Genomic DNA, 26,594 nt, shown 5'->3' with positions numbered 1-26,594 from the left:
CGCGCGCCTCCGGTCGGGCTACGCCCGCCCTCCGCCGCACGCAGCGCAAGGCCATCTTCAACAAACCAGCATCATATTATCCGAAAAGGGGGTCCCTCTTCGACGCCGATCGGGGGTCCCTTTTGAACGCCGTTTGACACGCGCGGCTGACCCTTCGCCTCGAAGTCCGCATATTCAAGCTTCAGTTCGGCCGCAAACGGTCCTCCGCGGTCGAATTCCAGCTTTCCGCGGAAATATTTCTCGTCGACGTTCGGTTCGTCGCGGTCCAGCTTCGTGTTGTAGAAATAGCCGTCCATCGTCCGGTAGTAACCGACGACACGCGCCTCGACGCCGTCGCTCAACGGCCCCGACAGCACGCCGGTGAGCTGGAATTCCTTGTGGTTGAATTCGTAGAGGCCCGAGACCGAGCCTTCGAATTCGTCGGTCGGGCTGCGCGTCGTGATGTTGACTGCACCGGCGATCGCATTCTTGCCGAACAGGGTCGGCTGCGGCCCGCGCAGCACTTCGACGCGCTCCATGTCGATCAGCGGCAAGCGCGAAAGCTGGTCGCGGCCGTAATAGACGCCATCGACGAACATCGCGACCGACTGTTCGAAACCCTTGTTGTCGCCTGAGGCGATACCGCGGATCGCGATACGATTGGCGATCGCGGTCTGGGTGATCTTGAGGTTCGGGACCGACGAGGAAATCTGTTCGAGGTTGGTCTGGCCATAGCTTTCGATCTGCTTGCCGCTGACGGCGGAGATCGAGATCGGCACATCCGACAGCCCTTCGGCGCGCTTCTGCGCGGTCACGATAATCTCTTCCAGCCCGCCCTGATCCTCGGCCGGAGCCGCATCCTGCGCAAAGGCGGTTGCCGGGCTCGCGAGCGCCGATGCAGCGAGCAGCGCGACGTAATGCTTTTTCATGAAGTCTCTCCCTCCCACCATCGTCGGGTTGGCTCCGCGATGTTTTTCTGGCCTTGCGACTCATATCGTCTTTAAGTATCGTTATGCAAGTCAGATAATTTGAGAGAGGATCGACAGTGCCGGGACACGGCCTTCCACCCGCGCTGACGCGCAATTTGCGGTTACCGGCCATCGCCGCGCCGATGTTCCTGGTGTCGGGTCCGGAGATGGTGATCGCGTCCTCGCGCGCCGGGGTGATCGGCAGCTTCCCGGCCCCCAATGCCCGGACGTCCGCCGACCTTGAAGACTGGGTGAGCCGGATCGACGCGGCCTTGTCGAACGACCCAGACGCGGCGGCATGGGCGGTCAACCTGGTCGTCCATCCGTCGAACAGCCGCTTGTCCGAAGACCTCGCCTGCGTGGTGCGCCACAAGGTTCCGCTGGTCATCACCGCGCTCGGCAGCCCGGCCCGCGTCGTCGAGGAAATTCATTCCTATGGCGGGCTGGTGTTCTCCGACGTCAACTCGGTGGGCTTCGCGCGCAAGGCAGCAGCCGCCGGCGTCGACGGGCTGGTCCTCGTCGCGGCGGGCGCCGGCGGGCATACGGGTGCGACCGCAGGTTTCGCCTTCGTCGAAGAGGTGCGCCAGTTCTGGGACGGACCGCTGGTGCTCGGCGGCGCGATCTCGACCGGCCATGCGGTGCGTGCGGCCGAAATCCTCGGCGCCGATCTTGCCTATCTTGGCACCTCGTTGATCGCCTGCGCCGAGAGCATGGCGGTGCCGGGGTACAAGGCGATGGTGGTCGCGGCGGGCGCCGAGGACATCGTGCCTTCGAAGGGCATTACCGGAGTGACCGCCAACTGGCTGAAATCCAGCCTGATCGCCGCGGGTTACGACCCCGCGAACATGCCCGAGGACAAGCGCCCGAACTTTTCCGACGCGCAGGACGATGCGAAGGCATGGAAAAATGTCTGGTCCGCGGGTCAGGGCGTCGGCGCGGTGCGCGGGGTCGAACCGGTCGCGGATATCGTCGCGCGCCTTGTTTCCGAGTATGATGCCGCCGCCGCAAGGCCGCGTTTTGCCCCTGCCGAAGGAATCCTCGCATGACCGCACAGCTTGTCGAAACGATCGCATCGACGGTCCAGCCGAACGACCATCCTTATATGAAGGACGCCTGGCGACCGACCTATAACGAATGGGACGCGATCTTCGCCAACGGCGATGCCGAAGTGATCGGGACGATCCCCGACGATATCGACGGTGTGTACGTGCGCACCGGCGAGAATCAGATACACGAACCGATCGGCCGGTATCACCCCTTCGATGGCGACGGATTCATCCACGCGATTTCCTTCAAGAACGGCCGCGCGAGCTATCGCAGCCGCTTCGTACGCACCAAGGGGTTCGAGGCCGAGAAGGAAGCGGGTCGTTCGCTGTGGGCCGGGCTGATGGAGCCGCCGCACAAATCGACACGCCACGGCTGGGGTGCGCAGGAATGGTTGAAGGATTCGTCATCGACCGACGTCGCGATCCATGCCGGCCGGATCATCTCCACCTTCTATCAGTGCGGCGAGGCCTATCGGCTCGACCCCTTCACGCTCGAGCAATATGGCACCGAAAGCTGGGTCCCGCTCGACGGCATTTCGGCGCACTGCAAGGTCGATCTTGCCACCGGCGAGCTGATGTTCTTCAACTATTCGAAGCACGCGCCCTTCATGCATTATGGCGTCGTCGGGGCGGACAACAAGCTCAAGCACTATATCCCCGTGCCGCTCGCGGGACCGCGCCTGCCGCACGATATGGCGTTCACCCAGAATTACACGATCCTCAACGACATGCCGCTCTATTGGAACGAGGAGCTGCTCGAGCGGAATTTGCACGTCGTACAGTTCCATCCCGACGAAAAGACGCGCTTCGCGATCATCCCGCGCCACGGCCAGCCCGAGGATATCCGCTGGTTCGAGGCCGAAGCGACGTACACGCTACACTGGCTCAACGCCTGGGAGGACGGCGACGAGATCATCCTCGATGGCTATTATCAGGAAGAGCCGATGCCGAAATCCTATCCGAACGCGCCAGAGGGGCTCGAGCGGATGATGGCGTATCTCGATCAGGGATTGCTCAAGCCGCGGCTCCATCGCTGGCGCTTCAACCTTGCGACCGGGGAAACCCGCGAAGAGCGGCTCGACGAACGCGACCTCGAATTCGGGATGTTCAACCAGCGCTATGCCGGCAAGCCCTATCGCTATGCGTACAGCGCGATCCCCGAGCCGGGCTGGTTCCTGTTCCGCGGACTGGTGAAGCACGACCTCGATGCCCGGACCAGCACGTCCTATGAATTCGGTCCCGGCCGCTTTGGCAGCGAGGCGCCCTTCGCGCCGCGCATCGACGCGAAGGACGAAGATGACGGCTATCTTGTATCCTTCATCGCCGACCTCGAGAACGACACCAGCGAATGTGTCCTGATCGACGCGAAGAATATTGCCGCCGGGCCGGTCTGCCGGATCATCCTGCCCGAACGCATCTGTTCGGGGACGCACACCGTGTGGGCCAGCGGCGACGATATCGGGATGCGCGAAAACAGCGTGCTGGCCGCCTGACATGATCGCGGCGGGCGAGGAAAAAAGACGGCGGCATCGGGCTAGCGGATGGTGGGGCGACAAGAGCTTCGCCGACCTGTTCGCGGCCAATGCCGCGGCGCACCCCGACCGGCTGGCGCTCGTCGATGCCCCCAACCGCGCCGACTTCGCGTTCGGCGAACCGCAGCGGCTGGACTATACCGCGCTTGGCGCCGAAATCGACCGGCTTGCGGGTGCGCTCATCGGCGCCGGTATCGGCAAGGACGATGTGCTGCTTGTCCAGCTTCCCAACATCAGCGAGTTCGTCGCGCTCTATTTCGCGGCGGCAAAGATCGGCGCGATCGTCAGCCCGGCGGCGGTGCAATATCGCGGCCACGAGCTCAAAGAGATGATCGGGATCGTCGAGCCCCAGGCCTTCGTCTGCGCCACGCGCGTCAAGGGCAGCGATCATGTCGGCGTCGCACAGCCGTTGCTCGGCGCCATCCGGTTGATGACGTTCGGCCCCGACGCCCCTGACGGCGCACTCGACCTGTCCGCAGCCAGCGGCGATGCCGACGCGCTCGCGGCGCATGTCGCCGCCAACCCGGTCGATGCCGACGACATCTTCACCATCTGCTGGACATCGGGCACCACCGGCGTCCCGAAAGGCGTGCCGCGCAGCCACAATCACTGGATCGCGGTCGCGGGCGCGGGTTACGAGGCGATGAAGGTCGGACCCGGCGATATCCTGCTCAATCCCTTCCCGCTGATCAACATGGCGAGCATCGGCGGCATTACCATGTGCTGGCTGACGAGCGCGGGGACGATGGTGCTGCATCATCCCTTCGACCCCGCGATCTACCTCAAGCAGATCGCGACCGAGCGGCCGAGCCTGACGATCGCCCCGCCCGCCGTGCTCAACATGCTCCTCCAGAACGAGGCGCTGCTTGCGTCGGTCGACCTGTCCAGCCTGCGCGTCATCGCGTCGGGCTCGGCTCCGCTGGCGCCGGCCATGGTTCGCGGCTTTCAGGAAAAGCTTGGCATCATCATCGTCAACGTCTTCGGGTCGAACGAGGGAATGAGCTTTATCACTAGCGAAGGCGACATGCCCGATCCCGACAAGCGCGCCAGCCTGTTTCCACGCCGCGGTACCTATCAGCGCCCTTATGGTGAAGGCCGGGCACCGAATATCGAAAGCCGGCTCGTCCCGCCCGGCGGCGGCGATCCGATCGAGGCCGACGGCATGTCGGGCGAGTTGCAGATCCGCGGTCCAACCTTGTTCGAGGGCTATCACAACGCGCCCGAGCGCACCGCCGAGGCCTTTACCGACGACGGCTGGTTCCGCACCGGCGACCTGTTCGAGATTGCCGAGGGGGGTGACTTCTACCGCTTTGTCGGGCGCTGCAAGGATCTGATCATCCGCGGCGGCGTGAACATTTCGCCCGAGGAGATCGACCAGTTGCTGGGCGGCCATCCGCTGCTTGCCGAGGCTTGCGTCTTTTCGTTGCCCGACCCGACGATGGGAGAGCGCATCGGGATGGCCTATGTTCCGCGCGGGGCCGACGACGTCGGGCTGCCCGACGTGGTGAGCTATCTTCGCGAAAAGGATCTTGCGGTTTTCAAACTCCCCGAGCGACTGTTCCGCTTTGACGCGCTGCCGCGCAACGTCACGAACAAGGTGATGCGCAGCGAGGTACGCGAAATGGCGCTTGCGACTTTGCAGAAGGAAGCCTGACATGGCGAAAGACGTCTTCATTCTCGGCGGCGCGCAGAGCGATTTTTCGCGCAACATCGAGCGCGAGGGCGGCGGATTGTTCGAACTGTTTCGCGATGTCGCCGAAGCGGCGTTCGCCGCCACAGGTATCGAACCGAAAGAGGTCGAGACCGCGCATGTCGGGAATTTCGTCGGCGAACTGTTCGCGGGACAGGGCCAGCTCGGCGGCTTCTTCGGCCATGTACACCCCGATCTCGCGGGCGTTCCGGCGTCGCGGCATGAAGCAGCGTGCGCCTCGGGCAGCATCGCGATCCTCGCCGCCGCCGCCGAGATCGAGGCCGAGCGTTATGGCCTGGCCCTGGTGCTGGGCATCGAACTGATGCGCAATGTCCCCGGCCAGCGCGCCGCCGAATATCTGGGAGCCGCCGCGTGGGCCGGGCGCGAGGCACAGGATGCACGCTATCTCTGGCCGTATATGTTCGCGCGCGTCGCCGAGGAGTATGACGAGCGCTTCGGGCTCGACCGTTCGCATCTGCGTGCCATTTCGGCGAACAACTTTGCCAACGCGAAGAAGAATCCGAATTCACAGACGCGCGGCTGGGCGATCACCGACGCGCATCTGGCCGAGAATGACGAGATCAATCCGCTGATCGAAGGCTCGCTTCGCAAATCCGATTGCGGGCAGGTCACCGACGGCGCCGCCGCGATCTTCCTTGCCTCGCGCGAAGTCGCCGAGGCCTACGCCAAGCGCCGCAGCATCCCGGTCGAGAGCATCCCGCGCATCAAGGGCTGGGGCCACGCCACCGCCCCCCTCCTCTATTCGACCAAGGTCGCGGGCAGCCGCGGCGGCGACTATGTCTTCCCGAGCGTGCGCAAGGCGATGATGGACGCGCTGCGCCGCGCCGAAATGCCCGACATCTACGCCTGCGACGGGGTCGAAGTGCATGACTGCTTTTCGATCACCGAATATATGGCGATCGACCATTTCGGTATCACGGCGCCGGGCGAAAGCTGGCGCGCGGTCGAAGACGGCACGATCGCGCTGGGCGGCAAGCTGCCGGTCAATCCATCGGGCGGCCTTATCGGCCTGGGCCATCCGGTCGGCGCAACAGGCGTGCGTATGCTGCTCGACGGCTGGCGGCAGGTGACCGGAAGGGCCGGCGACTATCAGGTCGAGGGCGCAAGGAATTTCGCGACCTTCAACGTCGGCGGCAGCGCCACCACCGCGGTCAGTTTCGTCGTCGGCGTCTGATTTGGCAAACGGGGTCTTTCTCTACGACGCGGTACGGACGCCGCGCGGCAAGGCGCGGCCCGATGGCGGCCTTGCCGACCTTTCCCCGCAGGAACTGGTTCGCGGACAGATAACCGCCCTTGCCGCGCGCTGCGGCGATGCGGTGCGTCGCCCCGAGGCCTTGATCCTCGGCTGCGTCACGCAATCGGGGGCGCAAGGCGGCCATATCGCGATGCTGGCAAAGTTGCATGCCGGGCTTCCCGACACGGTCGCCGCTCACAGCGTCAACAATTATTGCGCCTCGGGGCTGTCGGCGATCGGACAGGCCGTGGCGAGGGTCGCGAGCGGGGAGGTCGCCCTGGCCCTTGCCGGCGGCGTCGAATCGATGAGCCAAAGCCCATTCCTCGGCGATCGGGCGGCCTTCTATTCCAACGACGAATTGCCGCCGCGCGCCCGGTTCGTCCCGCCGGTACTCGCCGCCGACCGGCTTGCGCACGACGAGGGCATCGGCCGGGCCGATCTGGACGCCGTTGCCGTCGCGTCACAACAAAGGGCCGCCGTGGCGGAAAGCGACAGCGCGCTGCAATATTCGCGCATCGCCACCGGACGCCTGACCGGCGAGGAGTGTATCCGGCCGCAAACGACCGCGGAATCGGTCGCGGCGATGCCGGCCGCCTTTGGCGAGTTGCAGGATATTTATGCCGGCGCGCTTGAAAACCGGAGGTTCGAGCCGCTCCACGCGATCGCGCACGCGCCGCCCGTATGCGACGGCGCGGGACTTGCGCTTGTCGGCAGTGAAGGAGCGGGTCCAGCGCCGCGCGCCCGCGTGCTCGCCTTTGCCGAAAGCGGCGGCGATCCGGCGGCGTCGCTCACCGCCGGATTTTCTGCGATGGACAAGGTGCTCGCCCGCGCCGGCCTGAACCTCGCCGACATGGACCGCGTCGAATTCATGGAAGCTTTCGCCGTCACGATCGCGAAATTCCTGCGTGATCGTCCGGTCGATCCGGCGCGCGTCAATGTCGCGGGCGGGCATCTGGCCAAGGGGCATCCGATGGGCGCAAGCGGCGCGATCCTGACGTCCAGCCTGCTCGACGCGCTCGACGCAAGCGACGGAAAATACGGTCTTGTCGTGCTGACCGGCGCGATGGGCGTGGGCGCCGCGATGATCGTCGAGCGAATGACCGGAAATATGAATAACAGCGCTTAAACCCGGCAAGCATCGCCCGTTAAAAGTCGCATGACCACACATGCAACATCTTCGAACGAGCCGGTCGGGCGGCTCCTGGGCTGGCTTGGACTTCGAGGGGCGCAAGACAGCGCCCGCGAAGAGATAGGCACGGGGGGTTCGGGAGCGACACGTGACCTGCTCCGCGAAGGGCGGCAGCAGGTGGTCAGCGCGATCGGAGCCTTTCTGCTCGATCACGACCTTGATATCACCGCAACGAACCTGCTGATCGCGCACAGCGCCTTTTCGGGGATCAACCCGAGGCTGGCGCGCCAGATCGCGACGCGGTCGCAGACCGGCGAAGGCATCACCCAGGAGTGGCTCGACGAGCTCGCCCAGCAAGAGCCGATCCAGCCAGACCGCGCCGACCTCGATCGGATGGTCGCACGCCTCGAATCGAACCTCGAAACCTTTCAGACCAACACCAAGGCCGCGCGGAACGCGACCAGCGAATATGGCACGAAGCTGGAAGCGCATGTCAGCGACCTCCAGGATGTCCAGAAGGCCGGCGAGCTCGTGTCGCACCTCGCCGACATCGCGAAGGTCATGCTTGAACGCACGCGCCATGCCGAAGAGGAAATGCGCAAGAGCGAAGACGAGGCCCGCGGCCTGCGCCGCAGCCTCGCCCGCGCGAAACGCGATGCCGAAATCGACTTTCTGACCGGCCTTCCCAACCGCCGCGCCTTCGAAGTCCTGCTGGAACGCCATTACGAAGAAGCACGCGCCGCGATCGAACCCCTGTCGGTCGCCTTCTGCGATATCGACGAGTTCAAGAAGGTCAACGACACGCACGGCCACGAGGCCGGCGACCGCGTGATCAAGCTGATCGCCGATACGCTGGCGAGGATATCCGACGATCATTGCCATGTCGCGCGCCACGGCGGCGAAGAATTCGTGATGCTGTTTCGCGGCCTGCCGCCGAGCGAGGCAGCCAAGCGGCTGGACGAAGCCCGCGAAAGCCTTTCCGAGCGGCGTCTGATCAACCGCAAGACCGATCAGCCGTTCGGGCAGATCACCTTCTCCGGCGGCGTTGCCGACGTCTTCGGCTTCGGCGATTCCCGAGCGGCGCTCAAGGCCGCCGACGAAGCGCTGTATCGCGCGAAGGAAAGCGGCCGCAACCGCATCGAGCTGGCCGAACCGAAGCCCTAACGACTCCAGCGCGCGAAGATCGCGGTCGGCAGCAACAGCCCCCGCGCCTCTTCGCGCACTGCGAGTTCACCGCACTCGATCTTCCCCGGCAGATCGACGAAAAGCTGTGCGAGCAGCTCGCCGATCGCCAGCGCCGACATCCGCACCGCATAGACGGTAAGGAACAGCGCGCGGCTGTCCGCGTCGAGCAATCGACGACAGTCGGCAAGGAGCGGGGCGAGCCCTTCCTCCAACTGCCAGCGTTCGCCGCCCGGCCCGCGCCCGAATTTCGGCGGGTCGAGCAGAATCGCATCATAGCGCCGTTCCCGCCGGACCTCGCGTGCGGTGAACTTGCCCGCGTCGTCGACGATCCAGCGGATCGGCCGTTCCGCCATCCCGGCCAGTTCGGCATTCTCGCGCGCCTGCGCGACCGATTTCTTCGAGGCATCGACATGCGTCACCGCGGCGCCCGCCGATGCAAGCGCCTGGCTGCCGACCCCGGTGTATCCGAACAGGTTCAGGAAAGCCGGGTCGGGCTTGTCCGCCACTTGCCCGCGCAGCCAGTCCCAGACCGGCGCCATATCGGGAAAGAAGCCCAGATGCCGGAACGGCGTGCAGCTCGCGGTGAAACGCGCTTCGCGCCACGCCAGCGGCCAGCCACCGGCCGGGACAGGCTTGTTATAGTACCAGCGCCCACCACCATCGTCGTCGGACGCCGGAATGAACTCGCCGTCGGCGGCCGCCCACTCTCCCTCCTCCAGCGCCGGCTGCCACATCGCCTGCGGTTCGGGGCGAATGAAGCGATAGGGTCCATAGCGTTCGAGCTTGCGACCGCCGCCACTGTCGATCAGTCCATAATCGTCCCAGGCCTCGCCAACCAGCGTGGCCAGCGGCAGCAGGTCAGCCACGAGCGGCTTCCGCGAGAATATGGGCTTTCACCGCGTCATAATCGCCTGGAAGTTTCGTATAGCGTTCCTCGCGCTCGAACAGATTGCCGAGCCGGGCCGGGAGCGTCGGGCGCACACCCGTCGCGCGTTCGACCGCGTCGCGAAACTTCGCCGGGTGCGCGGTTGCAAGCGTCACGACCGGTACATCCTCGTCGATCGCCAATTCGCGCGCTGCGGCCAGGCCAACCGCGCTGTGCGGATCGATGATCTGGCCGCCCTTTTCCTGAGCCCAGCGCAGCGCCAGCGTCATGCCGTCGGCATCGATCCGCGCGCTGGAGAAAAGATCGCGCGCGCCGGCAAGCATGTCGGCGGGGATGCGCATGGCCCGGTTGGCCTCGAACTCGCCCATCATCCCGGCGATCGCCGAACCGTCACGGCCCGCCAGGTCGAAAAGCAGGCGCTCGAAATTGCTGCTGACCTGAATATCCATGCTGGGCGTCGCGGTGGCAGTGACGGTTCCCGCGCTGTAATCGCCCTGCGACAGCGCGCGATGGAGGATATCATTGACGTTGGTCGCGACAACGAGCCGCGCCACCGGCAGCCCCATGCGCGCCGCGACATAACCCGCAAAGACATCGCCGAAGTTGCCGGTGGGGACGCTGAAGGCGACGGGCCGGTCGGGCGCGCCAAGGCGGACCGCCGCATAGAAGTAATAGACGACCTGCGCCATCAGCCGTGCCCAGTTGATGCTGTTCACCGCCGACAGGGTCAGCGCGCCGCGCGCGTCGGCATCGCCGAACAGCCGCTTCACCATTGCCTGCGCGTCGTCGAAACTGCCCTCGATCGAGATATTGTGGACATTCGGCGCGAGGACTGTTGTCATCTGGCGGCGCTGAACATCGCTGACCCGACCTTCGGGGTGGAGCATGAAAATGCGGATATGCTCCCGCCCCGCAACCGCCTCGATCGCCGCCGACCCGGTGTCGCCCGATGTCGCGCCAACGATCGTGATATCGGTGTTGCCGCCGGCCAGGAACTTCTCGAACAACTGGCCGAGCAGTTGCAGCGCCACGTCCTTGAAGGCCAGCGTGGGGCCATGGAAAAGCTCGAGCAGCCAGTGGCGATGGTCGAGCTGGACGAGCGGCGTCACCGCATCATGGCCAAAGCGGCTGTAGGCGGCTTTGCAAAGCTCGCGAAGCTCCTGTTCGTCGAGGACGCCCGCGACGAACGGCGTCATCACGCGCACCGCGGTTTCGACATAGTCGAGCCCGGCGAGGGCACGGATATCCGCAGCCGTCATCCGCGGCCATTGCGCCGGCACGTAAAGTCCGCCGTCGCCGGCGAGGCCCGCCAGCGTAGCGGCGCGAAAGTCGAGGGTCGGCGCGGAGCCGCGGGTGCTGATATAGTCCATGACGGACACAGCGCCTAGCGATGCACCGTCACGGCTGCAAGCGGCGGCGGACCGCCAGGGTATAGATAATCAGCGCAACGATGGCGAAAAAGAACCATTGGAAGGCATAGGCGAGATGGTTGTTCGGGACATCGGCGCCGGTCGGTACCGCGCTGGCGCGGAGTCCGGCGACAGGTTCGTCGGCCACCAGCATCGCGCGCGCGGGAACGGCCTTGCCGGTGAGCCGGGCGATCATCGACGGCTGTTCGGGACCGGGAACGATCGTTCCCTGAACGGTCCCGCCCGTCCACGGCGGCGGCGTGAAATCGTCGCCGATGCCGACATCGACGAGCACGCCGGGACCCTCGGCTCCCGTGCGGCAGTCGGCGATCATACGAATGCCCGAGCGTCCCTTGCGGTCGTTGCCGCCGCGCTGATCCCATTTGACGACCTCAAGGCACACGACGCTGCTCTTGCGAAACAGCATCGCATCGGCGACCGGCGGCAGTTTGGGATAGGTGACAAGCGACGACATCGCGCGATTGCGTTCATAGAGCGCGATCAGCGCTTCCTTTTCGGTCTTGCGCTGAAGTTGCCAGACGCCGAGCGCGATCATCACCGCGACAGCACAGAGGACGACAATCGTCGGAACGATCGGCCAGCGGCGGGGCGCTGCGGCGGCGGGTTCAGTCATCGCTCAACTTTCCTTGCGCGGCCTGCCGCTGATGCTCGCTCGCCAGCAGGGCCGCCTTGCCCACCCGCAGGCCATAAAGAACCGCCGCGATCGTCAACGGTATCCAGAGAATCGCGTGCAGCCAGAGCGGCGGGTGCAGCGCCGCGTCGAGCCCAAGCGCCAGGGCGATCAGCAGCGCGCCGATAATCAGGGTCAGAAAGGCCGCGGGACCATCGCCGACATTGTATCGGCCGTAATCCAGCCCGCACGATGGGCAGCGATCGCGGAATCGCACGCCGCGTTCAAACAGACCCGATGCACCACATTCGGGACAGGTCGCAAAAAAGGCAGCGCGCCAGATCGGCGGCTGCCCTTTTTGTTCGTGGGTGTCGTCCGGCAACTTAGTGCGCGGCGACCGGCGCGCCCCAGCCACCCCAGACATAGACGATGATGAAGAGGAACAGCCACACCACGTCGACGAAGTGCCAGTACCAGGCGGCCGCTTCGAACCCGAAATGCTGGGTCGGGGTAAAGTGGCCCTTATAGGTGCGAACAAGGCAGACGATCAGGAAGATCGTGCCGACGAGAACGTGGAACCCGTGGAACCCCGTCGCCATGAAGAAGGCCGACGTATAGTTGATCGTACCGAACGGGAACGGCGCCTCGGCATATTCATAGGCCTGAATGCAGCTGAACAGCAGGCCCAGGATGATCGTCGCCCAGAGACCCTTCTTGAGCCCTTCGCGGTCGCCGTGAATCAGCGAATGGTGCGCCCAGGTGATCGTCGTGCCCGAGCAGAGCAGGATCAACGTGTTGAGCAGGGGCAGCGAGAAGGCATCGATGACGTGGATGCCCTTCGGCGGCCACACGGTAATGGCGGCGGCGCCGTCCTGTCCGAACAGCGACGTCACGGCACCATCGACGATCTCGACCGGAACCGGGAAAAGCGAAAAGTCGAACCAGGCCCAGAACCAGCCCACGAAGAACATGACTTCCGACGCGATGAACAGGATCATGCCATAGCGAAGGTGAAGCTGGACGACCGGGGTGTGGTCGCCGGCATGCGCCTCGTTGATGACGTCCGACCACCAGCTGAAGAAGGTGGCGATCACGCCCATGATGCCCGCGCCGAACACCCATTTTCCCGCGCCGCCGAAATAATCGGCGTGCATCCACATCACGAGCCCGAAGAACATGACGAGCGCCGCGATCGAACCGATCATCGGCCAGACGCTGGGATTTACGAGGTGATAGTCATGATGTTTGGCACCGGACATGGCGATTTTCCCGTTTTAGCAGCCCCAGCATCGCGATTCCCCATCGCCCGCCGGTCCTTGGTAAGACTCTTTGGATGCGGCCTTAGCTCGCGTTTTTGTCCCCGTCTACAGGGTGGAAGGTATAGCTGAGGGTGATTTCTTCGATGTCGCGCGCATCGGGATCGTCCTTGATCTTCGGATCGACGAAGAACAGCACCGGCATACGGATCTGCTCACCCGGCTTCAGCGTCTGCTGGGTGAAGCAGAAGCACTGGATCTTGGTAAAATATTTGCCGGCCGCATCAGGCGTGACGTTGAAGCTGGCGGTGCCGACGACCGGATGTGCCGACTGGTTCTCGGCAATGAAGATCGCCATGTCGCGCGCGCCGATACTGACCGTGTCGGTCGGATGCTCGGGATAGAATTTCCACGGCAGCTTCGGCGATACATTGGCATCGAAACGCACCGAAATCGTATCGTTCAGGATCTTCGGTTCGGCCGCCGCGGCAACCGGATCGAAGCGCTGCGTCGTGCCGCCATAGCCGGTGACGCGACAGAAGAGGTTGTAGAGCGGAACCGCCGCGAAACCGAGGCCGACCATCGCCACCGCAAGCAGTGTGGCGAGCGAGGCGGTCTTCGCATTGCGCGACATCGCCTTCATTTCCCGACCATCCGCGCAAGCGTGATGAAGAAGAACAGCAGCGCCAGTCCGCCGAGCATCCATCCCATAAGGTTGGCGCGGCTGCGCTGGCGGCGGCGATACTCGGCTTCGTCGAAAGGCTGTTCGGGGGGTGTTTCGTCGGTCATAGCGGCCACCAATGGTCGGCGACGACCGCGCCGAACAGGATGAAGAGATAGGCAATGGAATAGGCAAACAGTCGCTTTTCAGGCTGCATCCGGTCATCCTGCCCGGTCGTGCGCGTCCCGACCTGGATCGACAGCAACACGAAAACAGCCGACAGGACAACGGCGGTCCAGCCATAAAGGCTGCCCGTATAGCCAAGCGGCCAGGGGGCGATCGCACCCACCGCCATGATCAGCGAATAGACGAGGATCTGGCGCCGCGTCGACGTTTCGCCCGCAACGACCGGCATCATCGGAATCCCCGCGGCGGCATAATCGGATCGCACGAAAAGCGCGAGCGCCCAGAAGTGCGGCGGGGTCCAGAGGAAAATGAGCAGAAACAGCAGCACCGGCAGCGGCGCAAGGCTGCCCGTCGCGGCGACCCAGCCGATCATCGGCGGAAACGCCCCCGCCGCGCCGCCGATGACGATGTTCTGCGGCGTCCGCGGCTTCAGCCACATCGTGTAGACGAAGACATAGAAAAGGATCGATATGGTGAGCAGTAGCGCGGCCTGCCAATTGGCGGCAAACAGCATCAGGAAGACCGAGAAGGCGGCGAGGCCGACCCCGAAATGGAGCGCGGTCTGCGGGTCGAGCCGGCCCGCCGGAAGCGGCCGCCCGGCGGTACGCTTCATCTTCGCATCGAGCCCGGCTTCATACCATTGATTGAGCGCGCCCGACGCTCCTGCCCCCAGCGCGATTGCGAGGATGGACGAGAAGGCCAGCACCGGATGGACGCTTCCCGGCGCCGCGAGCAGGCCGCACAGCGCAGTGAAGACGACCAGCGACATCACGCGCGGCTTCGTCAGCGCGAACAGGTCGCGCCAGTCGGCCGGAAGCGCCGGTTCGCCGTGGGTCAGGCTCTGCGCCATGTTTACTCCGGCCCGTTGGGCAACGCCCCCTGCCGGATGTCAGCAGAGGGCGAAGCTTATCAGGCGATGCGCGGCAGTTCGTTGAACTGGTGGAACGGCGGCGGGCTCGACAGCGTCCATTCGAGCGTCGTCGCGCCTTCGCCCCACGGATTGTCTGCCGCCTTCTTGCCCGCGACCATCGAATAGAGAAGGTTCAGGAAGAAGAAGACCATTCCGACCGCCATGATCGCATAACCGATCGACGAGATATGGTGCCAATAGGCGAACGCTTCCGCATAGTCGGGATAACGACGCGGCATGCCCTGCTGGCCCAGGAAGTGCTGGGGGAAGAACATGACGTTCACGCCGATGAAGAAGACCCAGAAGTGCAACTGACCCAAGGCTTCGTTGTACATCCGGCCCGACATCTTCGGGAACCAGTAATAGAAGCCGGCGAAGAGCGAGAAGACCGCTCCCAGCGACAGCACATAGTGGAAGTGCGCGACGACATAATAGGTGTCGTGCAGGTTCTGGTCGACGCCGCCGTTCGCCAGGACGACGCCCGTGACACCGCCAACGGTGAACATGAAAATGAACCCGAGAGCCCACATCATGGGGGTCTTGAAGCTCATCGAGCCGCCCCACATCGTGGCGATCCAGCTGAAGATCTTGATGCCCGTCGGAACCGCGATAACCATCGTCGCGGCCGTGAAGTACATCTTCAGGTTCACGCTCATGCCGACCGTGAACATGTGGTGCGCCCACACGATGAAACCGACGACGCCGATCGCGACCATGGCATAGGCCATGCCGAGATAGCCGAACACCGGCTTTTTGCTGAAGGTCGAGATGACCTGGCTGACGATGCCGAAGCCCGGCAGGATCATGATGTACACTTCGGGGTGACCGAAGAACCAGAAGAGGTGCTGGTACAGGATCGGATCACCGCCGCCCGTCGCGTCATAGAAGGTGGTGCCGAAGTTGCGGTCCGTCAGCAGCATCGTGATCGCCGCGGCGAGAACCGGAAGCGACAGCAGCAGCAGGAAGGCGGTGACCAGCACCGACCAGACGAACAGCGGCATCTTGTGCAGCGTCATGCCCGGCGCGCGCATGTTGAAGATGGTGGTGATGAAGTTGATCGCACCCAGGATCGACGCGGCACCCGCAAGGTGGACCGAGAAGATTGCCATATCGACCGCGGGACCGACGGAACCGCTGGTCGAGAGCGGCGCGTAGAGCGTCCAGCCCGTACCGGCGCCGAGGCCGCTGCCACCGGGGACGAACATCGATCCGACGAGCATCACGAACGCCACGGTGGTGAGCCAGTAGCTGACGTTGTTCATGCGCGGGAACGCCATGTCGGGCGCGCCGATCATCAGCGGCACGAACCAGTTGCCGAAGCCACCGATCATCGCGGGCATGACCATGAAGAAGATCATGATCAGGCCGTGGGCGGTGATCATCACGTTCCAGAAATGCTTCGCCTGCGTCTCGCCCGCCGAAGAATCGAAGAATTGGGCCCAGCCGTGGAGATACTGGATGCCGGGTTCGGCAAGCTCGAGACGCATCATGCCCGAAAGCACACCGCCGACGATGCCGGCGATGATCGCGAAGATCAGGTAGAGCGTGCCGATGTCCTTGTGGTTCGTGGACATGAACCAACGGACGAAAAAGCCCGGAGTGTCGTGGTCATGACCATGATCATGTGCATGATCGTGGCCGTGAGCGGGTGCAGTCGCTGCGATATCGGTCATCTGTCGGACCCCTTGGTTATTTCTTGGCGGCCGGAGCAGCGGCGGGTGCCGCAGCCGGCGCTGCTTCTGTCGTGGCGGCATCCGCGGCGGCGGGCGCCGCAGCGGCGGTGACGGGGGCCGCTACGGCCGCAGCCGGAGCAGGTGCCGCGGCGGCGGGAGCCGCCGGTGCAGGGTTCGGATTGCCGCCCCTCGAGCGGACCCATGCCTCCCACTTGTCGACCGGCAGCACTTCGACCGCGATCGGCATGTACCCGTGATCGACACCGCAAAGTTCCGAACACTGGCCGTAATAGACGCCGACCTTGGTCGGCGTGAACGTCACTTCGTTGGCACGGCCGGGAACCGCGTCCATCTTGGTCCAGAAGGCCGGAACCGCGAAGCTGTGGATCACGTCGGCGCCGGTAACGATCAGCTTCACCTGACGATTCACCGGAAGAACCATGCGATTATCGACCGCGAGGTGATAGGGTTCGCCCGCAGCCTTCGCCTTGTCTTCCGGCAGGATCTTCGAAACATATTCGGCGATGCCCTGGTCGGGATAGGCATATCCCCAATACCATTGGTAGCCGGTGACCTTGATCGTCAGCGCTTCTTTCTTGGCGGGTTCATACTGCGCCGCCAGCAGCCGGATCGACGGCACCGCGATCACCGCGAGGATCAGCACGGGGATGGCGGTCCAGATCACCTCGATGAACGTGTTGTGCGTCGTCTTCGACGGCACCGGGTTCGCCTTTGCGCGATAGCGGACCATCGCCCAGAGCATCAGGCCGAGAACAAAGAGCGAGATCACCGTGATCACCGGCAGCAGGATGGCGTGATTGAACCAATAAGCCTGCTGGCCAAGCGGCGTCACCTGCGGCTGAAAATCCCAACCACCGGGCGTCGGCTGCCCTTCGCAGGCTTTCGCGCCCTCAGGGCACGGTGCCGGCTTCATCGGGACGTACGTCGCGTCTCCCGCCGGAACGACGGCCTTGGCCGCGTCCGTGGGAGCCGGCGCCGCAGTCGTTGCCGCCGCATCGGTAGCCGCCGGAGCCGGAGTCGCCGCCGCAGTGGTCGCAGGTGCGGCCACCGGAGCCGCCGCAGACGCGGCGCCCACCGCACCGAGCGACAAAGACGCCGCGATTAGCGCTTTGATTACAGGGGTTTTCAAGCTCTTCATAAGGATTGTGCCGCCCGTTGCCTGTTGTTCTTTTTGATGCCCCAGCCCTTGCGTTCCGATCGCCGGACATGCGTCACGGCAGCCGTCCCTAAGGCTGAATCTCGCGGGCGCTATAGACCCGCTTGCCGCTTGCCTCAAGCATCTCTAACACTATTTTACGGCTGGCAAATCCCGACCGCCGAAACATGGTCGTCCGATCCGGGCGATGACAGGAACAAAAGACAAAATCTCCCATGACCGATGATGAAATCCTGGCCGAATTCCGCGCCGCCGACGCCCTGTTGCAAGGACATTTCCTGCTCTCATCAGGACGGCACAGCGAATATTACCTTCAGTGCGCGCGCGTCCTGATGGATACCAGCCGCGCGGGTCGCCTCGCGGGTGCGCTTGCCGCGAAGCTGCCACGCGATCTGCGCCAGGCAATCGATATCGTCGTCTCGCCCGCGATGGGCGGAGTCATCATCGGGCATGAGATGGGCCGCGCGCTTGGCAAACCCGCGATCTTCGTCGAGCGCCCGACGGGCACCTTCGAACTGCGTCGCGGCTTTCATATTGCGGCGGGCGCCAAAGTGCTGATGGTCGAAGATGTCGTCACGACCGGGCTTTCGTCGCGCGAAGCGATCGAGGCCGTAAGCCGTGCAGGCGGCGAGGTGATCGCCGAGGCCGCGCTGGTCGATCGTTCCGCGGGCCAGATCGATCTTGGCGTCCCCTTCTACCCGCTCGTCGCGATCAACTTTCCCACTTATGCGGAGAATGAGCTGCCGCCCGAACTGGCGGGCACGCCGGCGATCAAGCCCGGGAGCCGGAGCGTAGCGGCGTGACCGATCGTCCTTCCCGCTTGCGGCTGGGCGTCAACATCGACCATGTCGCGACGATCCGCAACGCACGTGGCGGCGCGCATCCCGACCCGGTCCGCGCGGCGGAGATCGTTGCCGCGGTCGGCGGCGACGGCATCACCGCCCACCTGCGCGAAGATCGGCGCCATATTCGCGACGACGATCTGGCGCGGATCCAGGCGGCGACCGACCTGCCGCTCAATCTGGAAATGGCGGCAACCGACGAGATGCTGGAGATCGCGCTACGCCATATGCCGCACGCGGCCTGCATCGTTCCGGAAAAGCGCGAGGAGCGTACCACCGAGGGTGGGCTCGATGCCGCAGGACAGCATAATCACCTCGCCCCGATCGTCGGACGGCTCAACGATGCGGGCATCCGCGTCAGTCTGTTCATCGAACCCGACCCGCGGCAGATCGAAGCGGCGATGCGGCTCAAAGCGCCTGTCGTCGAATTCCACACCGGCCGCTACGCGCATTGCGAGGGCGAGGAACGCGCCGCCGAACTCTGCCGCCTTGCCGATGCCGCCGCCCTGGCGTGGAAGAACGGCATCGAACCCCATGCCGGCCACGGCCTTACTTATGATAATGTCGTACCGGTGGCGGCGATCCCCCAGCTCGCCGAACTCAACATCGGGCATTATCTGATCGGCGAGGCGATCTTTACGGGGTTGGAAGATGCGGTGCGACGGATGCGCAACCTGATGGACGAGGCGCGCGGCGCGGCATGATCATCGGCCTCGGCTCCGACCTTTGCAATATCGAGCGAATCCAGAATTCGCTCGACCGGTTCGGGGAGCGTTTCGAGCAGCGCGTCTTCACCGACATCGAGCGCGCCAAGGCGACGCGCCGTCCGTTCACTCGCGCGGGCACCTATGCCAAGCGCTTCGCCGCCAAGGAGGCGTTTTCCAAGGCGGTCGGCACCGGTTTCAAGCGCGGCGTGTTCATGAAGGACATCGGCGTCGTCAACGCGCCATCGGGCGCCCCGACGCTGGCCCTGACCGGCGGTGCTGCGGCGCGACTGGCCGAGATGATCCCGCCGGGACATCGCGCGCATATCCATCTGACGCTGACCGACGACCATCCGTGGGCGCAGGCCTTTGTCATCATCGAAGCAATCAAGGACTGAGCATGGCGAAGACAGCCAACGACGACGACACGAGCTGGGGCAAGCTGATCCGCGATATCGTCGTGATCCTCCTGCTGGTGCTTGGCATCCATAGCTGCGTCGCCAAGCCTTTCTATATCCCGTCGGATTCAATGATGCCGGTGTTGCGAAACGGCGACCGGCTGGTCGTGACCAAATATCCCTATGGCTGGTCCTATGCCTCGGTCAGCTTTCATCTTGCGCCTAAAATCGCCGGTCGCCTGTTCGGCAAGCTGCCTGAACGCGGGGACATCGTCGTGCTGGAGCATCCCCAGAGCCGGATCGACTATATCAAGCGCGTGATCGGCCTGCCCGGCGACACGATCGAGTTGAAGGGCGGCGCCCTGTTCATCAACGGCAAGCCGATCAAGCGCGAGGTGCAGCCGATGCTGGCGGTTCCGGTCGATGACAATATGCCGGGACCGGATAGCACGCTCGGCCGCTTCCTCGACCGCGACGCGACGGGGAAATCCGTGCTTGAACTGCCGATCGTGCGCGAGACACTGCCGGGCGGGGCAACCTTTGACACGATCGATATGGGCCCGGGTTACATGACCGACGATTACGGGCCGATCACGGTCCCGCCGGACCACCTGTTCCTGATGGGCGACAACCGCGACGGCAGCGCCGACAGCCGCGTGTCAGTCGATCGCAAGGGGCTTGGCGGGCCGGTGCCTTTCGACGCGATCGCCGGGCGCGCAGAGATCATCAGCTTTTCAACGGATGGCACCGCCGAATGGTACAATCCGCTGAGCTGGTTCGAAGCCTTGCGATCCGGCCGCGCGGGAACCAATCTGCGCCCGGCGCATAATGGCAAGACCGAATAGGGAGGACCGCCATGGCGACGACCAGAAAGCCGGCTGCGCCGCGCGCCAAAGCCGTCGCCGTAGCCATAGCCGAAGACGAGCATAGGGAAGCTCCCGGGCCGACCGAAATACGCAGCCAGACTGTCCGGACGGAGCTGTTGAAGGCCGCTGTCTGGCTGGGTCTTGCGCTTTTGATCGGGATTTCCATCGTCCTGATCCAGCCGATCCTCCTGATCTTTGCGGCGATCGTCGTCGCGGCGATCCTGGACGGTGGAACCCGCCTGCTCGGCCGTGTCCTGCCGATCGGACGCGGTTGGCGGCTGCTGATCGTATGCCTGTCGCTTGTCGCCTTCCTGGTTTGGACCGTGATGTTCGCCGGATCGCAAATCGCCGATCAGGCCGCCACGCTGCAAACCGTCGTCATGGGCCAGGTCGAACGCATTGCCGCCTGGGCCAGCGAGCATGGCATGGGCGACCTTCAGTTCGACACCAAGACGATCACCGACAATATCGCGGGTACGGTCGGGCGCGTCACCGCGGCGGTCGGCACCGTGCTGGGGGCGCTCACCAGCCTGGTGATGGTGGTGGTACTCGGCATCTTCATCGCGATCGAACCCCGGCTTTACGAACGCGGCGTCGCGTGGATGCTGCCGATGAAGAGTCGCGAGAATTTCTATATCACCACCGCCCGCATGGGGTTCACGCTGCGCCGCCTGATGGCCGGACGCCTGCTCGGGATGGTCGTCGAAGGGATCGGCACCTGGCTCGCCTGCCTTGCCGTCGGCATTCCGATGGCCGCGCTGATGGGGCTGCTGACCGGCCTGCTCGCCTTCATTCCCAACATCGGTGCGATCGTGTCGGGCGTGCTGCTGGTCCTTGTCGGCTTTTCTGCGGGAACCGACGCCGGCCTGTGGGCGATCGCGATCTATTTCATCGTCCAGACGGTCGACGGCTATCTGATCGTCCCGATGGTCGCCAAGCAGACGGTCGACCTCGCCCCCGCCCTCGTCCTCGGCGCGCAGATCCTGTTCGGCGCGCTGCTGGGCATCATGGGGCTATTTCTGGCCGACCCGATCGTCGCGATGATCAAGGTCGCGCTGGAACGCGAAGCCGAACGCAACGCCGGCGCCGCCAAAGCGAAAACAACAAGCTGATATCGGCTTTGGCCCGGACGAGACCTGGGATTGTGCGGTTGCCCTCAGGGTGCAGGCGGCGGCCCGCCGGGAGCCGCGCCGGGGCCGCCCTGCTGCATCTGTTGTTGCTGCATCATCTGCTGCATCGCGCGCACTTCGGCCTCCGAACGGAAGTCGAGCAATTCGATATCGAAATGCAGCGTGCTGCCGGCCGGGATCGGCCCGGCCGCGCGGTCGCCATAGCCAAGCGCTGGCGGAATGACGACCTTGTACTTGCCGCCCTTCTGCATCCGCGCCAGCGCCTGCGCAAAGCCGGGGACGACCTGCGCGACCTGAAGCGGCGCCTGTTCGTTGGAGTCGAAAACAGTCCCGTCGTCGAGCTTGCCTTCATATTTGATGAGGACGATGTCGGCCTTGGTCGGGCTGGGACCCGTGCCCGCCTTGACGGTTTCGAAACCGATCCGCGGCGTGAAGTGAAAGGCCAGCGCGGCCCCCGCCGCGAGCAGCGCGATCAGGCCGATCCACATCAACCACAGCCCGCCCTTGCTTACCGGGCGCAATGGAACCGTCGTCACGCTCATGCTTTTGTCCTTCCCCTGCCCCGGCTGGAGCTGAAATCTCGGGCACGCCTATAGGCGGACGGGTGCGGGAGGGTCCAGAGGCAATTGCGCGGGCGCCAGCCAACAGCAACCATGGCGACGATCGAACTGTCCGCTTTCGAGCAAAGCCCGCAATCCACCGCTGTTCCAACGAAAAAGGGCGCCGCGTTGCCGCAGCGCCCCTTTTCGAATCAGGATCCCGAACGGGAGACGGTTCTACTTGATACCGTCGCGCTCCATCCGCTTACGCTCCATCTTGCGGGCGCGGCGGACGGCGGCGGCGCGTTCGCGCGCGCGCTTCTCGCTGGGCTTTTCGTAATGACGGCGCAGCTTCATTTCGCGATACACGCCCTCACGCTGCAGCTTCTTCTTGAGCGCGCGAAGGGCCTGGTCGACATTATTGTCGCGAACGATGATCTGCATACGCCGTGTCGTCTCCTGTTCGTCAAAACGATTTGCGCCACCGGGCAACCCGGTTTGCCGTAAATCGCCGATATTCGGGCAATAAAAAGAGCGCCGCGATCACGCGACGTTCCGGATGGAGCGCCAACTAGAGAGATTCGCGCCAAAATGCAAGCCCCTGCGCGGTGAACCGCCGTGGATGGGCTATCGCCCGCTCATCCGCTCGCGGGATTGTGTCCGCCCCTTGCCTTGTGGCATAGGTAGCAGGACGAAACTAACATCAAAGGGACAGGCGATGGCAACCCAGCTGAAGCGCAACAGCAAATATAGCGAAGCCGAATGGACGGCGCGGCTCGAACTCGCCGCCTGCTACCGCATCTTTGCGATGATGGGTTGGGACGAAATGATCTTCAACCATATCACGGTGAAGATTCCCGACGACGACGGCGCCTATCTGATCAACCCTTATGGCATGCACTTCAGCGAAGTCACGGCGTCGAGCCTGATCAAGATCGATATCGACGGCAACAAGGTCGATGCCGACAATCCCTGGCACGTCAACAAGGCGGGCTTCGTTCAGCACAGCCTGTTTCACCGGGTACTCCCCGACGCGCACGCGATCATCCACACGCACACCACCGCGACGACCGCCGTCTGTTCGCTGGAAGGCGGGCTGCAGCCGGTCAATTTCTATGCCTGCAACTTCATGGGCCAGCTTGGCTATCATGATTTCGAGGGCGTCACGGTACGCGAGGAAGAAGGCGAACGGCTGGTCCAGAATCTGGGCGACAAGCGCATCCTGATGCTGAGGAATCACGGCCCGGTCGTGATGGGCAAATCACTGTCCGATGCCTTCATCAAATATTGGGCATTGCAGCGCGCGTGCGAAATCCAGCTCGCGACAATGACCATGGGCAAACCGATCACGGTACCCGACGAGGTGATCAAGGTTCACCAGCGCGACCTGTACATGGCCTCTATCCCGGGTCAGTCGGGCAAGGCCGAATTCGACGCGATGGTGCGCAAGGTCGACAAGATCGACACAAGTTGGCGTGACTAATCCGAAGGCTTCGCTAAGACCGGCCGCATGACACGATTCTCGGTCAACGACCGGCCGGTCGAATATCGCATGGATCCCGGAACGCCCCTGTTGTGGGCGTTGCGCGATGCGTCGAACCTGACGGGCACGAAATATGGTTGCGGTACCGGCGACTGCGGAGCCTGCACCGTCGATATCGACGGCGAGGCGATCCGGAGCTGCATGGTCACCATCGCCGAATGCGAAGGCCGTTTCGTCACCACGATCGAGGCCCTGTCGCGCGATCGCAGCCATCCGGTGCAGCAGGCCTGGGTTGCCGAGCAGGTGCCGCAATGCGGTTTTTGCCAGTCGGGGATGATCATGGCCGCCGCCGCCCTGCTGCGAAAGAACAGCAACCCCAGCGATGCGGAGATCGACGCGGCGATGACCAACATCTGCCGTTGCGGCACCTATCCGCGCATTCGCGGTGCGATCCGGCGCGCCGGGCGTGTCCTTCGCGGCGAGGAGCGTCTGGCCGCCGCCCCGCCACCGGGCATCCGCCCGGCCGACGCGGCGCTGGCGGTGCCCGCGCTCAAGGCCCCCCCGGCCGATTGATCCGTTCATCTAGCTGAACCGCAGGCAACAACCGGGTTCAGCCGCGATCCATCTGGCCTGACGTAATCCTGTTCCATCTTCCCGATCGGCTGGGTGCCGGATGGGATATTGGAGTAAGCCGAGATGAAGAACACGCTTGGAGGATTGCTGATCGCAGCCACGATTCTCACCCCCATCGCGCCCGCCGCCGCCCAAGCGACCGGTGAGCGCGTTCAGATCGCCCAGCGCGACGATCGCGGCGGCGATCGTGGCCCCCGCGGTCCCGAGGCGCGCCGCGGCGGTAACGGGAACGGCGGCCAGCGCGTCGAACGCCAACGCTCGCAGACCGCGCCTCAAACCCAGCAGGTCCAGCAGGCACAGCGCGCAGACCGCAGCGGCAATGGCTGGAACGGTGAACGCCAGCGCGGGGGCGATGGCCAGCGTCAGTGGCAGGGTCAGCGCCAATGGCAGGGCCAGCGCGGCGACACGCCACGCCCGGTCGTTCAACAGCAGCGCCCGGTAGTCCAGCAGCAGCGCGTGCAGGGTCAGCGCGGCACCTATGATCGCAACGGCGACGGCCGCACGGACCGGCAGTGGGATCGCGACCGCAACGGTCAGGTCGATCGCCAGTGGGATCGGAACCGCAATGGCCAGGTCGATCGCCGCTATGATCGCAATCGCAACGGCGACCTCGATCGACGCTGGGACCGGAACAACGACAATCGGGTCGATCGTCGCTATGACAACAATCGCAACGGCTATGTCGATCGCCGCTATCGCGATGGTCGTCCGGGCAACAACTGGAACCGCGACTGGCGCAACGACCGCCGGTACGACTGGCGCAGCTATCGCGACAACAATCGCGGCTATTACCGCATGCCCCGCTATTACAACCCGTATCGCGGTTATGGCTACACACGGTTCAGCATCGGATTCAGCCTGGGCTCGCTTTTCTATGGCCAGCGTTACTGGATCAATGATCCTGGATATTATCGCCTTCCGCCCGCGTACGGCGACTACCGCTGGATCCGCTATTACGACGATGCCTTGCTCGTCGATGTGTACACCGGCCGCGTGGTCGACGTGATCTACGACTTCTTCTGGTAACATCCTTTCGGTTACCGGAGGTGAAACTGAGGGGCCGGATATCCGGTCCCTCTTTTTATGGCCTTGCCCTCCCCCGTCCCGCGCGCCACGATGCCCGCGCAACACAGGGGAGAGCCAATGCGTAAAATCGGACTGGTCGCTGCGGCAGCCGTCGCGCTGCTGAGCAGCACCGCGATCGCCAAAACCACCGTCATCTATGCCGGGCGCGTCATCACCGACGCCAGTAAGCCCGCCGAGGGACCATCGACGATCGTCGTCACCGACGATCGTATCACGTCGATCACGCCAGGCCGCGCCGCCGCGCCCGTCGATGCCGAGGTCGTCGATCTGGGCGACAAGACGCTGCTTCCCGGCCTGATCGACCTCCATGTCCACCTGACCGGCGATCCCGGCGGCGATTATCGCAGCGAGGCGGTAGACCCCGACGAATGGGGCGTCGTCGTGGGCGCGAAGAATGCGCGCATCACGCTACGCGCGGGCTTCACCACGGTGCGCGAGGCAGGATCGGCGCAATATACGGCCTTCTCGCTCCGCCGTGGCACCGCCGAGGGCCTGATCGAAGGGCCGCGTATCGTCGCGGCTGGTCCCGCGTTGTCGATTATCGGCGGTCACGGCGACGTCACCGGATTTCGCGAGGATATCCATACTGTCCTCGATCAGGGTTATACCTGCACCGGCGCGGTCGAATGCGCCGAAAAGGTGCGCAAGGCCTCACGCGCCGGGGCCGACGTCATCAAGATCACCGCAACCGGCGGCGTACTGTCGCAACAGGGCCGCGGCCTCGAAGGCCATTTCTCTAGCGCCGAACTGGTAAGCATCGCCGACACCGCCCATTCGCTCGGATTGAAGGTCATGGCACACGCGCACGGCGCGCGCGGGATCGAGTCGGCGGCCGCGGCCGGCATCGACAGTATCGAGCATGGCACTTTCGCCGACGAGGCGGCGCTGAAGGTGATGAAGGCCAAGGGCACCTACATGGTGCCCACGCTGATGGCGTTCGAAGGTATTCGCGAACGGCTGGGCAAGGGTATCTATACCCCCACGGTCGAGACCAAGGTCCGGATGACTCTGAACGATGTTGGCAAGGCGGTCGGGCGCGCCAAGGCGCTGGGCGTGCCGATCGCGTTCGGCACCGACGCCGGCGTGTTCGAACACGGCCGCAATGCGGGCGAGTTTGCATTGCTCGTCAAATATGGCCTGACCCCGCGTGAGGCACTGGCGAGCGCGACGACCGTCGCGGCGAAGCTGTTGTCGATGGACGGCGAAATCGGTCGCATCGCCCCGGGCATGTCGGCCGACATGATCGCGGTCAGCGGCGATCCGCTCACCGATGTGACGACGCTCGAGAAAGTGGACTGGGTGATGGCGCGCGGCCGCATCGCCGACTGACTCCAGAACGA

Annotated in this window: 28 protein-coding genes; 15 read left to right on the top strand and 13 right to left on the bottom strand. The window is 64.3% G+C overall.

What is annotated here, in order from left to right:
* Nucleotides 1–71: 71 nt before the first annotated feature.
* Nucleotides 72–908, bottom strand: coding sequence for a TonB-dependent receptor (locus JNM03_RS16595; protein ID WP_294038316.1), 837 nt, complete (start codon nucleotides 906–908; stop codon nucleotides 72–74).
* A 116-nt stretch (nucleotides 909–1,024) separates the two neighbouring features.
* On the opposite strand from JNM03_RS16595, the gene JNM03_RS16590 reads away from it, so the two are divergent.
* The 6 genes from JNM03_RS16590 to JNM03_RS16565 are packed head-to-tail and all read left to right on the top strand — an operon-like array spanning nucleotide 1,025 to nucleotide 8,763.
* Nucleotides 1,025–1,993: a nitronate monooxygenase family protein gene (locus JNM03_RS16590; RefSeq protein ID WP_294038315.1), complete on the top strand. Its 969-nt coding sequence runs from the start codon at nucleotides 1,025–1,027 to the stop codon at nucleotides 1,991–1,993.
* Entirely contained in the window at nucleotides 1,990–3,486 is a 1,497-nt protein-coding gene (locus JNM03_RS16585) for a carotenoid oxygenase family protein (protein WP_294038313.1), read from the top strand. The genes JNM03_RS16590 and JNM03_RS16585 overlap by 4 nt, the downstream gene beginning before the upstream one ends.
* A 1-nt stretch (nucleotide 3,487) precedes the next feature.
* Nucleotides 3,488–5,179 (top strand): class I adenylate-forming enzyme family protein, encoded by a 1,692-nt coding sequence (locus JNM03_RS16580; RefSeq protein ID WP_294038311.1) that lies wholly within the window; start codon nucleotides 3,488–3,490, stop codon nucleotides 5,177–5,179.
* A gap of 1 nt (nucleotide 5,180) precedes the next feature.
* A complete protein-coding gene (locus JNM03_RS16575; RefSeq protein ID WP_294038310.1) occupies nucleotides 5,181–6,410 on the top strand; it encodes an acetyl-CoA acetyltransferase in 1,230 nt (409 codons plus the stop codon).
* A 1-nt stretch (nucleotide 6,411) separates the two neighbouring features.
* Nucleotides 6,412–7,596, top strand: a complete 1,185-nt coding sequence (locus tag JNM03_RS16570; protein WP_294038308.1) for an acetyl-CoA C-acyltransferase — start codon at nucleotides 6,412–6,414, stop codon at nucleotides 7,594–7,596.
* Nucleotides 7,597–7,626: 30 nt separating this feature from the next.
* On the top strand, nucleotides 7,627–8,763 hold the full coding sequence (locus tag JNM03_RS16565) for a diguanylate cyclase (RefSeq protein WP_294038307.1): 1,137 nt from the start codon (nucleotides 7,627–7,629) through the stop codon (nucleotides 8,761–8,763).
* On the opposite strand, the gene JNM03_RS16560 is transcribed toward JNM03_RS16565, so the two are convergent.
* The 10 genes from JNM03_RS16560 to coxB form a co-directional block, all read right to left on the bottom strand.
* Nucleotides 8,760–9,638, bottom strand: a complete 879-nt coding sequence (locus JNM03_RS16560; protein ID WP_294038321.1) for a class I SAM-dependent methyltransferase — start codon at nucleotides 9,636–9,638, stop codon at nucleotides 8,760–8,762. The two genes, JNM03_RS16565 and JNM03_RS16560, sit on opposite strands and share 4 nt — an antisense overlap.
* Nucleotides 9,639–9,642: 4 nt before the next feature.
* Nucleotides 9,643–11,040 (bottom strand): threonine synthase, encoded by a 1,398-nt coding sequence (gene thrC, locus JNM03_RS16555; RefSeq protein WP_294038305.1) that lies wholly within the window; start codon nucleotides 11,038–11,040, stop codon nucleotides 9,643–9,645.
* 28 nt (nucleotides 11,041–11,068) lie between these two features.
* Nucleotides 11,069–11,713, bottom strand: a complete 645-nt coding sequence (locus JNM03_RS16550; RefSeq protein ID WP_294038303.1) for an SURF1 family protein — start codon at nucleotides 11,711–11,713, stop codon at nucleotides 11,069–11,071.
* Nucleotides 11,706–12,134, bottom strand: coding sequence for a DUF983 domain-containing protein (locus tag JNM03_RS16545; RefSeq protein WP_294038302.1), 429 nt, complete (start codon nucleotides 12,132–12,134; stop codon nucleotides 11,706–11,708). The genes JNM03_RS16550 and JNM03_RS16545 overlap by 8 nt, the downstream gene beginning before the upstream one ends.
* Nucleotides 12,094–12,969, bottom strand: a complete 876-nt coding sequence (locus JNM03_RS16540) for a cytochrome c oxidase subunit 3 (RefSeq protein WP_294038300.1) — start codon at nucleotides 12,967–12,969, stop codon at nucleotides 12,094–12,096. The genes JNM03_RS16545 and JNM03_RS16540 overlap by 41 nt, the downstream gene beginning before the upstream one ends.
* Before the next feature lie 82 nt (nucleotides 12,970–13,051).
* Entirely contained in the window at nucleotides 13,052–13,600 is a 549-nt protein-coding gene (locus JNM03_RS16535) for a cytochrome c oxidase assembly protein (protein WP_294038298.1), read from the bottom strand.
* Between the two features lie 5 nt (nucleotides 13,601–13,605).
* A complete protein-coding gene (locus JNM03_RS16530; RefSeq protein ID WP_294038296.1) occupies nucleotides 13,606–13,755 on the bottom strand; it encodes a hypothetical protein in 150 nt (49 codons plus the stop codon).
* Complete coding sequence (locus JNM03_RS16525) at nucleotides 13,752–14,663, bottom strand: heme o synthase (RefSeq protein ID WP_294038295.1); 912 nt, start codon at nucleotides 14,661–14,663, stop codon at nucleotides 13,752–13,754. The genes JNM03_RS16530 and JNM03_RS16525 overlap by 4 nt, the downstream gene beginning before the upstream one ends.
* Before the next feature lie 59 nt (nucleotides 14,664–14,722).
* Nucleotides 14,723–16,396 (bottom strand): cytochrome c oxidase subunit I, encoded by a 1,674-nt coding sequence (gene ctaD, locus JNM03_RS16520; RefSeq protein WP_294038293.1) that lies wholly within the window; start codon nucleotides 16,394–16,396, stop codon nucleotides 14,723–14,725.
* Nucleotides 16,397–16,412: 16 nt separating this feature from the next.
* On the bottom strand, nucleotides 16,413–17,555 hold the full coding sequence (gene coxB, locus JNM03_RS16515; RefSeq protein ID WP_294038291.1) for a cytochrome c oxidase subunit II: 1,143 nt from the start codon (nucleotides 17,553–17,555) through the stop codon (nucleotides 16,413–16,415).
* 233 nt (nucleotides 17,556–17,788) lie between these two features.
* Between coxB and pyrE the strand changes: the two genes are divergently transcribed.
* From pyrE to JNM03_RS16490, 5 genes are all read left to right on the top strand, one after another.
* Nucleotides 17,789–18,376 carry an orotate phosphoribosyltransferase gene (gene pyrE / locus JNM03_RS16510; RefSeq protein ID WP_294038290.1) on the top strand — a complete coding sequence of 196 codons (588 nt, stop codon included), beginning with the start codon at nucleotides 17,789–17,791 and terminating at the stop codon, nucleotides 18,374–18,376.
* Nucleotides 18,373–19,119, top strand: a complete 747-nt coding sequence (locus JNM03_RS16505; protein ID WP_294038289.1) for a pyridoxine 5'-phosphate synthase — start codon at nucleotides 18,373–18,375, stop codon at nucleotides 19,117–19,119. The genes pyrE and JNM03_RS16505 overlap by 4 nt, the downstream gene beginning before the upstream one ends.
* The gene (acpS, locus tag JNM03_RS16500) at nucleotides 19,116–19,517 is read left to right on the top strand and encodes a holo-ACP synthase (RefSeq protein WP_294038287.1); all 402 of its coding nucleotides are present in this window, start codon (nucleotides 19,116–19,118) and stop codon (nucleotides 19,515–19,517) included. Before JNM03_RS16505 ends, acpS begins: the two co-directional genes overlap by 4 nt.
* 2 nt (nucleotides 19,518–19,519) lie before the next feature.
* Nucleotides 19,520–20,362 (top strand): signal peptidase I, encoded by an 843-nt coding sequence (gene lepB / locus JNM03_RS16495; RefSeq protein WP_294038286.1) that lies wholly within the window; start codon nucleotides 19,520–19,522, stop codon nucleotides 20,360–20,362.
* Between the two features lie 65 nt (nucleotides 20,363–20,427).
* On the top strand, nucleotides 20,428–21,495 hold the full coding sequence (locus JNM03_RS16490) for an AI-2E family transporter (RefSeq protein WP_294038319.1): 1,068 nt from the start codon (nucleotides 20,428–20,430) through the stop codon (nucleotides 21,493–21,495).
* Between the two features lie 44 nt (nucleotides 21,496–21,539).
* Here the strand turns inward: JNM03_RS16490 and JNM03_RS16485 are convergent, their stop codons facing one another.
* Nucleotides 21,540–22,055 carry an FKBP-type peptidyl-prolyl cis-trans isomerase gene (locus JNM03_RS16485; protein ID WP_294038285.1) on the bottom strand — a complete coding sequence of 172 codons (516 nt, stop codon included), beginning with the start codon at nucleotides 22,053–22,055 and terminating at the stop codon, nucleotides 21,540–21,542.
* Between the two features lie 234 nt (nucleotides 22,056–22,289).
* Nucleotides 22,290–22,496 carry a 30S ribosomal protein S21 gene (gene rpsU, locus JNM03_RS16480; protein ID WP_003047635.1) on the bottom strand — a complete coding sequence of 69 codons (207 nt, stop codon included), beginning with the start codon at nucleotides 22,494–22,496 and terminating at the stop codon, nucleotides 22,290–22,292.
* Nucleotides 22,497–22,770: 274 nt separating this feature from the next.
* Here rpsU and JNM03_RS16475 point away from each other — a divergent pair, with 274 nt between their 5' ends.
* The 4 genes from JNM03_RS16475 (at nucleotide 22,771) to JNM03_RS16460 (ending at nucleotide 26,583) form a co-directional block, all read left to right on the top strand.
* Nucleotides 22,771–23,535 carry a class II aldolase/adducin family protein gene (locus tag JNM03_RS16475; protein ID WP_294038272.1) on the top strand — a complete coding sequence of 255 codons (765 nt, stop codon included), beginning with the start codon at nucleotides 22,771–22,773 and terminating at the stop codon, nucleotides 23,533–23,535.
* 27 nt (nucleotides 23,536–23,562) lie between these two features.
* A complete protein-coding gene (locus JNM03_RS16470; protein WP_294038271.1) occupies nucleotides 23,563–24,108 on the top strand; it encodes a (2Fe-2S)-binding protein in 546 nt (181 codons plus the stop codon).
* Between the two features lie 123 nt (nucleotides 24,109–24,231).
* Complete coding sequence (locus JNM03_RS16465; protein ID WP_294038269.1) at nucleotides 24,232–25,194, top strand: RcnB family protein; 963 nt, start codon at nucleotides 24,232–24,234, stop codon at nucleotides 25,192–25,194.
* A 117-nt stretch (nucleotides 25,195–25,311) separates the two neighbouring features.
* Nucleotides 25,312–26,583: an amidohydrolase family protein gene (locus tag JNM03_RS16460; protein WP_294038268.1), complete on the top strand. Its 1,272-nt coding sequence runs from the start codon at nucleotides 25,312–25,314 to the stop codon at nucleotides 26,581–26,583.
* Nucleotides 26,584–26,594: the final 11 nt, after the last annotated feature.

The organism is Sphingopyxis sp. (assembly GCF_016793825.1).
GTDB lineage: Bacteria > Pseudomonadota > Alphaproteobacteria > Sphingomonadales > Sphingomonadaceae > Sphingopyxis.
The sequence above is the reverse complement of the archived record's forward strand: the minus strand, read 5'-3'. Positions and strand labels throughout refer to the sequence as shown.

What these genes read in the sequence shown, in the direction of transcription:
- JNM03_RS16595 (WP_294038316.1), bottom strand. Translation starts at nt 908, where the DNA reads ATGAAAAAGCATTACGTCGCGCTGCTCGCTGCATCGGCGCTCGCGAGC.
- JNM03_RS16585 (WP_294038313.1), top strand. Translation starts at nt 1,990, where the DNA reads ATGACCGCACAGCTTGTCGAAACGATCGCATCGACGGTCCAGCCGAAC.
- JNM03_RS16580 (WP_294038311.1), top strand. Translation starts at nt 3,488, where the DNA reads ATGATCGCGGCGGGCGAGGAAAAAAGACGGCGGCATCGGGCTAGCGGA.
- JNM03_RS16575 (WP_294038310.1), top strand. Translation starts at nt 5,181, where the DNA reads ATGGCGAAAGACGTCTTCATTCTCGGCGGCGCGCAGAGCGATTTTTCG.
- JNM03_RS16565 (WP_294038307.1), top strand. Translation starts at nt 7,627, where the DNA reads ATGACCACACATGCAACATCTTCGAACGAGCCGGTCGGGCGGCTCCTG.
- thrC (WP_294038305.1), bottom strand. Translation starts at nt 11,040, where the DNA reads ATGGACTATATCAGCACCCGCGGCTCCGCGCCGACCCTCGACTTTCGC.
- JNM03_RS16550 (WP_294038303.1), bottom strand. Translation starts at nt 11,713, where the DNA reads ATGACTGAACCCGCCGCCGCAGCGCCCCGCCGCTGGCCGATCGTTCCG.
- JNM03_RS16545 (WP_294038302.1), bottom strand. Translation starts at nt 12,134, where the DNA reads ATGTCTGGGGTGGCTGGGGCGCGCCGGTCGCCGCGCACTAAGTTGCCG.
- JNM03_RS16540 (WP_294038300.1), bottom strand. Translation starts at nt 12,969, where the DNA reads ATGTCCGGTGCCAAACATCATGACTATCACCTCGTAAATCCCAGCGTC.
- JNM03_RS16535 (WP_294038298.1), bottom strand. Translation starts at nt 13,600, where the DNA reads ATGTCGCGCAATGCGAAGACCGCCTCGCTCGCCACACTGCTTGCGGTG.
- JNM03_RS16530 (WP_294038296.1), bottom strand. Translation starts at nt 13,755, where the DNA reads ATGACCGACGAAACACCCCCCGAACAGCCTTTCGACGAAGCCGAGTAT.
- JNM03_RS16525 (WP_294038295.1), bottom strand. Translation starts at nt 14,663, where the DNA reads ATGGCGCAGAGCCTGACCCACGGCGAACCGGCGCTTCCGGCCGACTGG.
- ctaD (WP_294038293.1), bottom strand. Translation starts at nt 16,396, where the DNA reads ATGACCGATATCGCAGCGACTGCACCCGCTCACGGCCACGATCATGCA.
- coxB (WP_294038291.1), bottom strand. Translation starts at nt 17,555, where the DNA reads ATGAAGAGCTTGAAAACCCCTGTAATCAAAGCGCTAATCGCGGCGTCT.
- pyrE (WP_294038290.1), top strand. Translation starts at nt 17,789, where the DNA reads ATGACCGATGATGAAATCCTGGCCGAATTCCGCGCCGCCGACGCCCTG.
- acpS (WP_294038287.1), top strand. Translation starts at nt 19,116, where the DNA reads ATGATCATCGGCCTCGGCTCCGACCTTTGCAATATCGAGCGAATCCAG.
- lepB (WP_294038286.1), top strand. Translation starts at nt 19,520, where the DNA reads ATGGCGAAGACAGCCAACGACGACGACACGAGCTGGGGCAAGCTGATC.
- JNM03_RS16485 (WP_294038285.1), bottom strand. Translation starts at nt 22,055, where the DNA reads ATGAGCGTGACGACGGTTCCATTGCGCCCGGTAAGCAAGGGCGGGCTG.
- rpsU (WP_003047635.1), bottom strand. Translation starts at nt 22,496, where the DNA reads ATGCAGATCATCGTTCGCGACAATAATGTCGACCAGGCCCTTCGCGCG.
- JNM03_RS16475 (WP_294038272.1), top strand. Translation starts at nt 22,771, where the DNA reads ATGGCAACCCAGCTGAAGCGCAACAGCAAATATAGCGAAGCCGAATGG.
- JNM03_RS16470 (WP_294038271.1), top strand. Translation starts at nt 23,563, where the DNA reads ATGACACGATTCTCGGTCAACGACCGGCCGGTCGAATATCGCATGGAT.
- JNM03_RS16465 (WP_294038269.1), top strand. Translation starts at nt 24,232, where the DNA reads ATGAAGAACACGCTTGGAGGATTGCTGATCGCAGCCACGATTCTCACC.
- JNM03_RS16460 (WP_294038268.1), top strand. Translation starts at nt 25,312, where the DNA reads ATGCGTAAAATCGGACTGGTCGCTGCGGCAGCCGTCGCGCTGCTGAGC.